We start from the raw sequence: 11,732 nt of genomic DNA on the forward strand, positions 1-11,732 counted from the left end.
GCGAGTGTCGGGAAAAGATGTCGGCACATTTGGAGGATAATTAGTAGGATCATTTTCATGGCAGCGAAAACCAAGGTCTCGGCGACGCTGACACCCGAGCGTTTGCGGCAGGCTCAGGCGGTTACCGGTACCTCAAACGTCTCCCAACTGCTCGAAGATGCGCTCGGCGCACTCATCGAACGCGAGCTTGAGAAGCGATGGCTTGAGGCGAACCGCGACGACGAACTGCCGGGTGAGGTCCCGGTCGACCTGAGTGCGGTGCCATGGGAGGAGTAGGCGGACCGGTCATCAACCGGGGCGAGGTGTGGTGGGCCGACGTGCCAGGCGACAAGATTCGTCCCGTTCTCGTCTTGACCAGACAGCGCTTCACTTCGCGTCTGACGTCACTGCTGGTCGCGCCGGTGACGACAACGGTCCGCAATATCCCCACTGAGGTTGCCCTGGACCGGGCAGACGGGCTACCGCGACAATGCGCGGTCAACTTCGACAACGTATTCACGTTGGGCCGTTCGAGGTTCACGAGTCGTATCGTCCGACTGGCTGACGAGCGGCTTTCGGAGGTGTGCCGAGCCTACCGGTTCGCCGTCGGCTGTTGATCTTGTATGCGTCGAATAGTCGACGTATCCTTCGACAATGTGACGGCGGACGTCGGCGCCCGGGTCGCCGGTGCGGCGCAGCTGTTGGCCTCGCTGGGCCGCAACGAGTCGGTCGCATTCATGGCACAGGCGATCAACGCCACCATGGGGAAGTGAGGGAGCCATGTCGATGGTGTCGGTGATCACCGGTGGTGCGGGCGGCATAGGCCTGGCCACGGCGAAGATCGTCGGTCGCGAGCAGTCGCTGGTGCTGTGCGATGTTCGGCAGGACCGGCTGGATACCGCGGCGAAAACCCTTGAAGCGCTAGGCATCGCGGCATCGGTGGTCAACTGCGACGTCACCGACCGCCGGGCTGTCGCCGAGCTGTTCGACACCGCGGCCGCCATCGGGCCGGTCGCCTCGGTGATCCACGCCGCGGGGGTCAGCCCGAGCATGGGTGACGCCGACTATGTCATGCGGACCAACGCAATCGGCACGCTCAACGTCAATGAGGCCTTTTATGGTGCGGCCGGGCAGGGCTCGGCGATCGTCAATGTGGCATCGATGGCCGCGCATCTGCTGCCCGAGGAGCTGATCCCGGTCGGGCAGTTCCCGCTTGCCCTCGGTGACGCCGGCGCCTTCCTGGCGGCCATGGCGACGGTCTGCGAACCGATGCCGCAAGAGGTGCGTTCGGGTGTCGCTTATGCCGTGAGCAAGGCATTCGTCCGCTGGTACAGCAGTTCGCAGGCTGAACGGTTCAACGGCCGCGGTTTGCGCATCGTCTCGGTCTCGCCCGGGTCGACCGACACCGAAATGGGCCGGCTGGAGGAACAAGCCGGTGCCGGGGCGCTGGTCGTCGACGCCGCCGTCCCGCGCTGGGGCAAACCCGAAGAGATGGCGGCGCTGCTCGCGTTCTGTGTCAGCGATGCTGCCGGCTATCTCACCGGCACCGACATCCTCAATGACGGCGGCGTGGTCGCCTCGGTGCGTGAACGCGCCCGGGTGGCTGCCGAAAACGCTTGATATGACCGCAAATGCCGGCGAGTCCGGCCGGCCCGTGTCGTCGCCGCCGACCGAGCGCGTGATCAGGATCCTGGAGCTGCTGGCATCAGACCCCGAACGCGGCTTCTCGCTGTCGGAGATCGCGCGGATACTGCACATCAGCCACGGCACGTGTCACGCGATCGTCACCACCCTGGCCGCCCGGCAGTGGATCGTGCGCGACCGGCGCTCGAGCGGCTACTCGTGGGGGCCGGCACTGGCCGCACTGACCCGGCCGGTCAACAAGCAGGCGTTCCGACCGGAGCTGCAACGGCTCTCCGACGATGTCGGCATGCAGGTCATCCTGGGCGCGCGGCAGGGACCGACGGTGGTGGTCACCGATGCGGTCGGTGAATCCCTTGCCGCGCCGCACGTCAGCGTCGGCTTCCGAATGCCGATAGTGGCCCCGTTCTGCCGGGAGTTCGTCGCCGAAGCGAGCGATCAGCTCAAGAAGGAATGGTTGAGCGGCTTGGGGGCTCCGTCGCCGCGGCTGCGCCGGCGACTGGCCGCGGTGCTCGATGAAGTGCGCGCTCGCGGCTACGCGGTCGAACGGCTCAGCCGCGAGTACGTCCGGGTGTATTCGGCGCTGCAGGCGCTGGCCGCCGAGGGCGAGCCCGACGAGATCACCTCGCGGCTCGCCAGCGCCTTCGCCGACCTGACCGTGGTCGACTACCTGCCCGGTGAGCTCGACAGCGCCGAGCATCGGATCGCCAACGTGGCCGCACCGATCCACGACACGGATGGCACGGTCACCATGTCGGTGGGCGCGTCCCCGTTCGCGACGATGACTCCGGCCGAGGTCAGTGATCTCGGAGCGGTCGTGCAGGAGACCGCGCGGCGCATCGAATCACTCTGGACGGCAAGGAAAGAGCCGGTATGACCGATCATGCCGATACTCACAAGAAGTTGGTCATCGGGGCCAGCGGATTCCTCGGCTCGCATGTCACCCGGCAACTCGTCGACGCCGGCGAAGACGTTCGGGTCCTGATCCGCGCCACCAGCTCAACACGCGCGATCGACGGCCTCGATGTCGACGTCCGGCGCGGTGACATCTTCGACCAGGACGCCGTGCGCTCGGCGATGAACGGATGCGATGTCGTCTACTACTGCGTCGTGGATGCGCGGGCATGGCTGACCGATCCGGAACCGTTGTACCGCACCAACGTCGAAGCTCTGCGCCATGTCCTCGACGTTGCGGCCGGCGCGGCACTGGACCGGTTCGTGTTCACCAGTTCGATCGGAACCATCGGGCGCGTCGATCACGGTCTGGCCGACGAGCGCACCGCCCACAACTGGCTCGACTCCGGCGGGGACTACATCCGAAGCCGGGTCGAGGCCGAGAATCTGGTGCTGGACTACCACCGGGACAAGGGCCTGCCTGCGGTGGCGATGTGCGTCGCCAACACCTACGGCTCCGGCGATTGGCAGCCCACCCCGCACGGCGGGCTGGTCGCCGCTGCCGTCCGCGGGAAGCTGCCCTTCTACATCTCCGGTGCGCAAGCCGAGGTCGTCGGTGTCGATGATGCGGCGCGCGCCCTGATTTTGGCCGGGCAACGCGGCAGGCCGGGCCAACGCTACATCGTCTCCGAACGGTTCATGAGCGCTCGCGACATCTACCGGGCGGCATGCGCCGCGGTCGATGTCGAGCCACCGAGGTGGGGCGTGCCGGTCGCGGTGATGTCGGCACTGGGACATCTCGCCCAGTTCGCGGCGCGGCGGCGGCGGCGCGAAACCGCACTCACCCCGCTGTCGATACGGCTGATGCACATCATGTCGCCGATGAGTCACGACAAGGCCGTCCGGGAACTCGGGTGGGAGCCCCGGCCGGCCACTGAGGCACTGGCCGAAGCCGCCGGTTTCTTCCGCAGCAGGCGGCGCACCAAGAACCAGGAGAGCTCGTGAGCGTGGCACTCACCGTCGAGCAGCGGGAACTCGGCGAATCACTGCGACGCTTCGCCGCCCGGCACGCACCGATCGCCGACGCCCGCAAGGCGTTCGACTCGCTGGCGGCGGGGGAGCTGCCGGGATGGTGGCCGGAGCTGGTGGCCAACGGCTTTCACGCCATCCACCTGCCCGAATCGTGCGGCGGGCAGGGCGGAGGTCTGCTGGACGCCGCCGGCGTTCTGGAGGCCGCCGGAAAAGCGTCCCTGCCGGGGCCGCTGCTGGCGACGGTCACCGCGGGAGCGGTCGGGCTGCTCGCCGATGCGACACCTGCCCGCGAGGTGTTTCTGGGCGCCTTGTCATCGGGTACGCCGGCGACCGTGCTCCTGCCGCAGTACGCGAAGCTCACCGCACATCCGATCGGCGACGGATGGCTCATCGACGGTGCCGCCGAACTGATCTCGGGCGCCTGCTCGGCGCGGCTCGCGCTGGTCTGCGCCGAGCTCACCGACGGTGCGGCGATCTGGCTGGCCGTGGACATGTCCCGACCGGAAGTGGCGGTCCGGCCGGCCGCGGGTACCGATCTGCTCACCGACGTGGGAACGATCACGTTTACCGGCTACCCCGCGGCGGCGGCCGACGTCATGACCGGTATCGACCCCGGCCGTGCCGAATGGCTCACCGTCGGGCTCGCCGCGGCGGTATCCGCAGGAATCGCCGGATGGTGCGTCGAGGCGGCCACCCAACATCTGCACACCCGCGAACAGTTCGGCAAGCCGATCGGGACATTCCAGGCGCTGCAACACCAAGCGGCCATGCTGTTGGTGAACAGCGAACTGGCCAGCGCCGCCGCCTGGGACGCCGTACGCGCAGCCTCCGACGACTCCGACCAGCACGAGATGGCGGCCGCCGCTGCGGCGCTGACCGCCATCGCGCCGTGCCCGGACGCCGTCCTGGACACGCTGACGATGTTCGGCGCCATCGGCTTCACCTGGGAACACGACCTGCACCTGTACTGGCGCCGCGCCACCAGCATCGCCGCATCGATCGGCGCCGCCACCGGTTGGGCACGGCGCCTCGGCGAGCTCACCACCACGCAGCAGCGGGATTTCACCGTCGATCTCGGCGGCGCCGAAGCCGAGTTCCGGGCGGAGATCGCCGCGACACTCGACGCTGCGAGTCTCCTGCGCAACGACGGACCCGGACGGCAAGGCGACTACCCGCACTTCGAAACAGGTCCGCAGCGAACCCTGATCGCCGAAGCCGGGCTCATCGCGCCGCACTGGCCGGCGCCGTGGGGTATCGACGCCACCCCGTTGCAGCAGCTCATCATCGTCGAGGAATTCGCCAACCGCCCCGGCCTGATACGGCCGTCGTTGGGCATCGCCGAATGGATCCTGCCGTCGCTCCTGCGGGCAGCGCCGGATGCCCTGCGCCAGCAGCTGATTCCGCCGACGCAACGCGGTGAGCTGGCTTGGTGCCAGCTCTTCAGCGAACCCGGGGCCGGTTCGGACCTGGCGTCCCTGATCACCCGGGCGGTCAAGGTCGACGGCGGCTGGCGCGTCAACGGACACAAGATCTGGACGTCGTGCGCGCAACGCGCCGACTACGGCGCACTGCTGGCCCGCACTGATCCCGACGCCGCCAAACACCGCGGCATCGGCTACTTCATCGTGGACATGCGCTCGCCAGGTATCGAAGTCCAGCCGATCGTGCAGGTCACCGGCGACTCCGAGTTCAACGAGGTCTTCCTCAACGACGTCTTCGTCCCCGATGACATGCTGCTCGGCGAGCCCACCGGTGGCTGGCAGCTGGCGCTTGCCACCATGGCCGAAGAGCGTTCCGCCATCAGCGGATACGTTCAGTACGACCGGGCGGTCGCATTGCGGCGGCTGGCCGCCGCCCCGGGCGAGCAGCGTGACGACGCGGTGCGGGCTCTCGGTGAGCTCGACGCCTACACGCAGGCGATCAAGGCGCTCGGCGTACGCGAGACCATCAGACTGCTGGACGGCCAGGGCCTGGGGCCGGCATCAAGCATCGCCAAAGTGGCGATGAACGTCCTGCTGCGCCGCACCTTCCGGGCCACCCTGGCCATCGCCGGGCGGCTGGCGATGACAACCGACTCCGACCCGGCCGTCGTCGAACCGTACCTGCTGTCACCGGCCGAACTGATCGGCGGCGGCACCAACGAGATCCAGCTGAACGTCATCGCCCAGATGATCCTCGGCCTGCCCCGCAAATGACCGCATTCAGATAGAGGACAACACATGGGATTACGAGGAGAGGCCGCGATCGTCGGCTACGTCGAGCTGCCGCCCGAGCGGATGAACAAGGGCACCCCGGCCCCGTTCACGCTCGAGCAATGGGCCGAGCTGAGCGCGGACGCGCTTGCCGACGCAGGGCTATCGGGTGAGCTCGTCAACGGAATCGTCACCTCGCACCTGGGCGAGTCGGAGATCTTCGTGCCCTCCACCATCGCCGAATATCTCGGCGTGCCGGCCCGCTTCGCCGAGATCGTCGACCTGGGCGGGGCCAGTGCCGCTGCCATGGTGTGGCGGGCCGCGGCCGCGATCGAACTCGGCATCTGCGATGTGGTGCTGTGCGCGTTACCGGCCCGCTACATCACCCCGATGTCGGAGCGCAAACCCAAGCCGCTGGTCGACGCGATGTTCTTCGGCTCGTCGAGCAACCAATACGGTTCTCCCCAGGCGGAGTTCGAGATCCCCTACGGCAACCTCGGCCAGAACGGCCCCTATGGGCAGGTGGCCACCCGCTACGGAGCGGTCTACGGCTACGACGAGCGGGCGATGGCCAAGCTTGTCGTCGACCAGCGGGTCAACGCCAACCACACCGACGGCGCCATCTGGCGTGACACGCCGCTGACCGTCGAGGACGTGCTGGCCAGCCCGATCATCGCCGATCCACTGCACATGCTGGAGATCGTGATGCCCTGCGTCGGCGGTGCCGCCGTGGTGATCGCGAACGCCGAGGTCGCCCGGCGAGCCCGCAACCGTCCGGTGTGGGTCAAGGGGTTCGGCGAGCACGTTCCGTTCAAGACCCCGACCTACGCCGCGGACCTGCTGGCCACCCCGATCGCCGAGGCCGCCGACACCGCCTTTGCGATGACGGACCTGACCCGCGCGGACATGGACATGGTCTCCATCTACGACTGCTACACGATCACGGTGCTGCTGTCGCTGGAGGACGCCGGCTTCTGTGAGAAGGGCAAAGGCATGCAGTTCATCACCGACCACGACCTGACCTTCCGCGGCGACTTCCCGCTCAACACCGCCGGCGGCCAACTCGGTTTCGGGCAGGCCGGCCTGGCCGGCGGCATGCACCACGTCTGTGACGCCACTCGTCAGATCATGGGCCGGGCCGGTGCCGCGCAAGTGGCCGACTGCAACCGGGCCTTCGTCTCGGGCAACGGCGGCATTCTGAGCGAACAGACCGCTCTCATCCTGGAAGGGGAATGAGCACCGATGACCACCTTCGAACGCCCGATGCCGGTCAAGACGCCCACCACCGCACCGTTCTGGGACGCACTGGCGCAACACCGCATCGTCATCCAGTACTCGCCGTCAACCGACAGCTACGTGTTCTACCCACGGGTCCGGGCACCGCGCACCCTGGCCGACGACCTGGAATGGCGCGAGATCTCCGGGATGGGCACGCTGTACTCCTTCACGGTGGCACGCCGGCCGGTCGGCATCCACTTCGCCGACGCCGTGCCGCAACTGTTGGCCATCGTCGAATGGGATGAAGGGCCACGGTTCTCCACCGAGCTGGTCAACGTCGACCCCGCAGAACTGGCGGTCGGTATGCGGGTGCGACCGGTGTTCTGCGACTATCCGGAGCACGACGTCACGATGCTGCGCTACGAACCGGCGGCGAACCATGACTGACGACGCCGCGGAAATCGAGGCGATCAAACGCCTGAAGTCCCGCTACTGCCGTTACCTGGACACCAAGGACTGGGCGGCCTGGCGTGCCCTGTTCACCGACGACTTCGTCAGTGACACCTCCCGCGCAGGCGGCAAACTCATCAGCGGCGCCGACGAATTCGTCGCCTTCACCCGCAAAAGTCTGCGCGACCAACCCACCGTCCACCAGGTCCACGCTCCCGACATCGAGTTGACCTCACCGACCACCGCCGGCGGGGTGTGGGCGCTGGAAGACGTGGTCCGGTTCGGCCCGGGAGTCAACCTGCGGGGTTACGGCCACTACACCGAGACCTACGAGAAGACCGACGGTCAGTGGCGGATAGCGAGTTCCACGCTCACCCGGCTGCGCGAGGACGTGTTCAACGGGTTGTTCGCCGTCTACCTGTCACCGCGCGTGCGCGCGGTGCTGGCCGCAGTGGCGGGACGGTTGATGAAGTGAGCGTGCCCAGGACTGCCGTGCACTGTCCCGATGGTATTACCGAAAGGTCTATAGTATAGGCGCCGGGACCGGTCCCGGGTGCTCGTAAACCGAGAAGGGGAGTGTTCGTGGAGATCGAAGGCAAAGGCGCGATCATCGTCGGTGGCGCATCGGGGTTCGGCAAGGCGACAGCGGAGCTGTTGGCCAAGCGCGGGGCCAAGGTAGCGATCCTGGACCGGCCGCAGTCCAAGGGCAAGGATGTCGCCGACGCGCTCGGCGGCCAGTTCTTCGAGGCCGATGTCACCGACTTCGCCGGGATCGAGAAGGTGCTGAACGAGGCCGTCGAGGCGCTGGGCGGTGTGCACATCGCGGTGACCACGGCCGGCGGGACCACCGCGGGCGGCGGTATCGGTGAGCGAACGATCAAACGCGATGGGCCGCACGATCTGGAGGCGTTCCGGTCCACCCAAGATCTCAACGTCGTCGGTACGTTCAACGTGAGCCGGTTGGCCGCCTGGCACATGAGCACCAACGAGCCGGAGGACGACGAGCGCGGCGTGATCATCAATACGTCGTCGATCGCGGCGTTCGAGGGCCAGATCGGGCAGATCGCCTACACCGCATCGAAGGCCGCGATCGCCGGGATGTGTCTGACGATGGCCCGCGATCTGGGCGGCGTCGGCATCCGGGTGCTGGCGATCGCGCCCAGTTTGTTCGCCACCGGTCTGACTCAGGGCATCCCGGACGAGTTCGCCGCGGTGCTCACCAAGGACGCGGCGTTCCCCAAGCGGCTGGGCCGCCCGGAGGAGTACGCCAAGCTGGCAGCGGCCATCGTGGAGAACCCGATGCTCAACGGCCAGTGCATCCGCCTCGATGCCGGCCAGCGCTTCGCGCCGAAGTGAGCTTGCGTTGACTTTGCAGTCAGGGCTGTGAATTGCGTGGATTCACAGCCCTGACTGCAGTTTCAAGACGGCTCAGGGGCCGGCGAGCACCGGCGGCTTGGTGGCGGCCGGGTCCGGGTTCGCGATCGGCAAGGCCATGAACCGGCGGGCGTTGTCGCCCATGAAGTCATAGCTGCGCCGGACGTCCATGCCCTCGGCGTAGCGCCAGAATCCCTTCGGTTCGGCCAGGCCCTCGGGATGCGGATAATCCGACCCGAACAGCACCTTGTCCCAGCCGACGGTGTCCACCACGTCGGAGATGCAGCCCTCCCAGAACGGGCTCACCCAGATGTTGCGCCGGAACACCTCGTGGGGGTGTTCGGGGAAGTTCTGCGGCATCTTCTTGTACAGGTCGGCGAAGTCGTGGAACAACGGGGCGATCCAGGAGCTGCCGTTCTCGACGCTGGCGATGCGCAGCTTGGGGAAGCGGGTCAGGGTGCCGTGGCAGATCAGCGCGGTGATCATGTCGGCGATCTCCCGATGGCCCAGCACCATCCACCGGAATGCGCTCTGCGCCATGAAATTCTGGGTGTACGGCGGCTCCCAGCGGCCGACATAGTCGTCGAGCGGCGGGAAGCTGGCGTGCAGCACGATGGGCAGGCCGGCGGCTTCCACGTCGCGCCAGAACGGGTCGAACTCCGGCAGTGCCGGTGAGCGCCAGCCGTGGACGCCGTTGACCGGGCCGGGTTTGATCAGCGCCACAGCGGCGCCGTGATCGAGGATGTACTCCAGTTCGCGCTGGGCGCCGTCGACCTCGGAGAGGTTGATGATCGGCGTGGAGAAGACCCGGCCGTCGTAGTTGTAGGTCCAGTGCTCGGCCATCCACTGGTTCAGCGCGTGGATGATGGCCAGCGTGAGCTCTGGGTCGTCGGCGCTGGAGTGTTCCACCAGGCTGGCCAGCGTCGGATAGTTCAGCGCCTCCACCACCCCCTGGCGGTCGAGTTCGGCGACCCGGTCGGCGGGGTTGCGGGTGGCCGCAGGCGCCTCGATGGCGGGTCCCTGCATCTCGCGCAGGGTCAGTCCCTCGGTGTTCTCGCCGGCGAAAAATTTCTCGTGGGCACCCGGCGCGGCGACCCGCTCGAACGTCGGGTTGGGGATGAAGTCGCTGACGCGGTTGTTGATGATGATCCGGGTCTGGCGGCCGATCTGCGCGAATTGGACTGCGCGGGAGTACTTCTCCGGCAGGTACTTGGTCAGTGCCTCGGGGGTTTCGTACATGTGCTGGTCGGCATCGAAGATCGGTGCGTCGCGGAATTGGGTCATGACGGGTTCCTTTCCCACCGCGAGCAGTCGCGAAAGCCCCCTAAAATCAGCGTGTTTTGGGGGCTTTCATGTCTGCTCGCGGTAATTACGTCGTCAGGATGGTGGCCGCGGCGGTGCCCGGCGCCCCGTAGAGCTGGGCGAACCCCACCTTGGGCTCGCCCGGCACCTGGCGGTCACCGGCCTCGCCACGCAGTTGGCGCACCAGCTCGTGGAGCTGGCGCAGCCCGGAGGCGCCGATCGGCTCGCCGTTGGCGATCAGCCCGCCGTCGGTGTTGACCGGCAGCGAGCCGCCGATCTCGGTGGCACCGTCGGCGAGTAGCTTCTCCTGGTCGCCGTCGGCGCAGAAACCGCATTCGGCCATGTGGATGACCTCGGCGCCGGCGTCGGTGTCCTGCAACTGGATGACGTCGACGTCCTGGGGCGACACCCCGGCCTTCTCGAACGCGGCGCGAGCGGCGTACACCGTGGGCGCCACATCCTCGGTGACCGGGGCGAAGGTGGTGTTGACCTCGTAGGCGCCGTAGCGGCGGGTGCGCACCTCCACCGCGCGTAGGTAGACCGGCTTGTCGGTGTAGCGGTGCGCGATGTCCGCGCGGCACATCACCACCGCCGCCGCACCCTCATCCGGTGCGCAGAACATGTACTGCGTCAGTGGGTAGTTCAGCATCGTCGAGCCGAGAATCTCCTCCTCAGAGATCGGCTTGCGGCGGAACGCATTCGGGTTCAGCGCCCCGTTGCGGAAGTTCTTGGCGGCGACCTTGGCCAATGTCTGTTGGGAGATACCGTGATCATGCAGATACCGGTTGGCCTTCATGCCGAAGAACTGGGTGGTCAGGTACTGGCCGTTCTCGGCGTACCAGCGTGGCATCCCGACCAGCGCTGGGTCCTCGGTGAACGCCCCGCGGGGATGCTTGTCCAGGCCGACGGCGATACCGATGTCGTAGTCGCCCAGCCGGATACCGTCCGCGCAGACCTTGGCGGCGCTGGCCGCCGTGGCGCAGGCGTTGAACACGTTGGTGAACGGGATACCCGACAGCCCGACCATGCCGACGATCGCATCCGGGTTGGCCACCGTCCAGCTGCCGCCGGTCGCGGCGCCGATGTCCGACCATGCCACGCCCGCGTCGGCGACCGCGGCGAAGATGGCATCCACCCCCATCTGCATCGCGGACTTGCCTTCGAAGCGGCCGAACGGGTGCAGGCCGACCCCGATGATGGCGACGTCGTTCATGCGCCCTGCTCCATCGGCCGGAAGGCGAACGTGATGATCTCGGTGCCGTCGGCGTCGGTGGCGAACGGCACCATGGTCAGCTCCACCGGCATGTCGAACTCCAGCTTCTCGGGGTCGTTCTCGGTGAGCCGGCCTTCCACCCGCACGGCATCCCCGAGCTGCACCAGGCCGACTCCGAACGGGACGAAGTCCTTCCCCGTCGGGCCTAGATACGGTGGGCCGGGCGGGAAGCCCTGGGTGGTCCAGGCCACCAGGGTTCCGTTGCGGGGGAGCAGCTGCTGTGTCATCTGGTCACCGCTGCAGCTCGGGCAGCGCGGCTGCGCCGGAAATACCGTGGCCTGGCAGTCCGCGCAGCGGCTGCCGATCAGCTGCGGGCTCGCGTCCGGCCAGGTCGAGATATCGGGAGCTAGCGCCTTCTGCATGGATCCTCCGCGCAA

General features: G+C 67.4%; 13 protein-coding genes. 10 read left to right on the forward strand and 3 right to left on the reverse strand.

Annotated features, from left to right (window positions below; translation table 11 throughout):
* The first annotated feature begins 57 nt into the window (after positions 1–57).
* From ACAG20_RS10780 to ACAG20_RS10825, 10 genes are all read left to right on the forward strand, one after another.
* Positions 58–276 carry a type II toxin-antitoxin system CcdA family antitoxin gene (locus tag ACAG20_RS10780; protein WP_013830308.1) on the forward strand — a complete coding sequence of 73 codons (219 nt, stop codon included), beginning with the start codon at positions 58–60 and terminating at the stop codon, positions 274–276.
* Positions 264–596 (forward strand): type II toxin-antitoxin system PemK/MazF family toxin, encoded by a 333-nt coding sequence (locus ACAG20_RS10785; RefSeq protein WP_370492496.1) that lies wholly within the window; start codon positions 264–266, stop codon positions 594–596. The genes ACAG20_RS10780 and ACAG20_RS10785 overlap by 13 nt, the downstream gene beginning before the upstream one ends.
* 163 nt (positions 597–759) lie before the next feature.
* Positions 760–1,599 (forward strand): SDR family oxidoreductase, encoded by an 840-nt coding sequence (locus ACAG20_RS10790; RefSeq protein WP_193465096.1) that lies wholly within the window; start codon positions 760–762, stop codon positions 1,597–1,599.
* A gap of 1 nt (position 1,600) precedes the next feature.
* A complete protein-coding gene (locus ACAG20_RS10795; RefSeq protein ID WP_193465097.1) occupies positions 1,601–2,497 on the forward strand; it encodes an IclR family transcriptional regulator in 897 nt (298 codons plus the stop codon).
* Complete coding sequence (locus ACAG20_RS10800) at positions 2,494–3,519, forward strand: NAD-dependent epimerase/dehydratase family protein (RefSeq protein ID WP_193465098.1); 1,026 nt, start codon at positions 2,494–2,496, stop codon at positions 3,517–3,519. Before ACAG20_RS10795 ends, ACAG20_RS10800 begins: the two co-directional genes overlap by 4 nt.
* Positions 3,516–5,741, forward strand: a complete 2,226-nt coding sequence (locus tag ACAG20_RS10805) for an acyl-CoA dehydrogenase (protein ID WP_193465099.1) — start codon at positions 3,516–3,518, stop codon at positions 5,739–5,741. Before ACAG20_RS10800 ends, ACAG20_RS10805 begins: the two co-directional genes overlap by 4 nt.
* Before the next feature lie 24 nt (positions 5,742–5,765).
* Positions 5,766–6,974: a thiolase family protein gene (locus tag ACAG20_RS10810; protein WP_013830300.1), complete on the forward strand. Its 1,209-nt coding sequence runs from the start codon at positions 5,766–5,768 to the stop codon at positions 6,972–6,974.
* 6 nt (positions 6,975–6,980) lie between these two features.
* Positions 6,981–7,403 (forward strand): Zn-ribbon domain-containing OB-fold protein, encoded by a 423-nt coding sequence (locus tag ACAG20_RS10815; RefSeq protein ID WP_013830299.1) that lies wholly within the window; start codon positions 6,981–6,983, stop codon positions 7,401–7,403.
* Entirely contained in the window at positions 7,396–7,881 is a 486-nt protein-coding gene (locus ACAG20_RS10820; RefSeq protein WP_013830298.1) for a nuclear transport factor 2 family protein, read from the forward strand. The genes ACAG20_RS10815 and ACAG20_RS10820 overlap by 8 nt, the downstream gene beginning before the upstream one ends.
* Before the next feature lie 107 nt (positions 7,882–7,988).
* Positions 7,989–8,762, forward strand: a complete 774-nt coding sequence (locus ACAG20_RS10825) for an SDR family NAD(P)-dependent oxidoreductase (protein ID WP_013830297.1) — start codon at positions 7,989–7,991, stop codon at positions 8,760–8,762.
* Positions 8,763–8,834: 72 nt separating this feature from the next.
* On the opposite strand, the gene ACAG20_RS10830 is transcribed toward ACAG20_RS10825, so the two are convergent.
* The 3 genes from ACAG20_RS10830 to ACAG20_RS10840 form a co-directional block, all read right to left on the reverse strand.
* Positions 8,835–10,064 (reverse strand): amidohydrolase family protein, encoded by a 1,230-nt coding sequence (locus ACAG20_RS10830; protein WP_193465100.1) that lies wholly within the window; start codon positions 10,062–10,064, stop codon positions 8,835–8,837.
* Between the two features lie 85 nt (positions 10,065–10,149).
* Positions 10,150–11,295, reverse strand: a complete 1,146-nt coding sequence (locus ACAG20_RS10835) for a thiolase family protein (RefSeq protein WP_013830295.1) — start codon at positions 11,293–11,295, stop codon at positions 10,150–10,152.
* Positions 11,292–11,717, reverse strand: a complete 426-nt coding sequence (locus tag ACAG20_RS10840; RefSeq protein WP_013830294.1) for a Zn-ribbon domain-containing OB-fold protein — start codon at positions 11,715–11,717, stop codon at positions 11,292–11,294. The genes ACAG20_RS10835 and ACAG20_RS10840 overlap by 4 nt, the downstream gene beginning before the upstream one ends.
* Between the last annotated feature and the right edge of the window lie 15 nt (positions 11,718–11,732).

It is taken from the genome of Mycobacterium sp. pW045, from assembly GCF_041287085.1.
GTDB classification, from domain to species: Bacteria; Actinomycetota; Actinomycetes; order Mycobacteriales; family Mycobacteriaceae; genus Mycobacterium; species Mycobacterium algericum_A.

Bases quoted from the DNA above. Each gene is read 5' to 3' on its own strand.
- ACAG20_RS10840 (WP_013830294.1), bottom strand. From the start codon at position 11,717: ATGCAGAAGGCGCTAGCTCCCGATATCTCGACCTGGCCGGACGCGAGC.
- ACAG20_RS10780 (WP_013830308.1), top strand. From the start codon at position 58: ATGGCAGCGAAAACCAAGGTCTCGGCGACGCTGACACCCGAGCGTTTG.
- ACAG20_RS10800 (WP_193465098.1), top strand. From the start codon at position 2,494: ATGACCGATCATGCCGATACTCACAAGAAGTTGGTCATCGGGGCCAGC.
- ACAG20_RS10815 (WP_013830299.1), top strand. From the start codon at position 6,981: ATGACCACCTTCGAACGCCCGATGCCGGTCAAGACGCCCACCACCGCA.
- ACAG20_RS10785 (WP_370492496.1), top strand. From the start codon at position 264: ATGGGAGGAGTAGGCGGACCGGTCATCAACCGGGGCGAGGTGTGGTGG.
- ACAG20_RS10795 (WP_193465097.1), top strand. From the start codon at position 1,601: ATGACCGCAAATGCCGGCGAGTCCGGCCGGCCCGTGTCGTCGCCGCCG.
- ACAG20_RS10790 (WP_193465096.1), top strand. From the start codon at position 760: ATGTCGATGGTGTCGGTGATCACCGGTGGTGCGGGCGGCATAGGCCTG.
- ACAG20_RS10830 (WP_193465100.1), bottom strand. From the start codon at position 10,064: ATGACCCAATTCCGCGACGCACCGATCTTCGATGCCGACCAGCACATG.
- ACAG20_RS10820 (WP_013830298.1), top strand. From the start codon at position 7,396: ATGACTGACGACGCCGCGGAAATCGAGGCGATCAAACGCCTGAAGTCC.
- ACAG20_RS10835 (WP_013830295.1), bottom strand. From the start codon at position 11,295: ATGAACGACGTCGCCATCATCGGGGTCGGCCTGCACCCGTTCGGCCGC.
- ACAG20_RS10810 (WP_013830300.1), top strand. From the start codon at position 5,766: ATGGGATTACGAGGAGAGGCCGCGATCGTCGGCTACGTCGAGCTGCCG.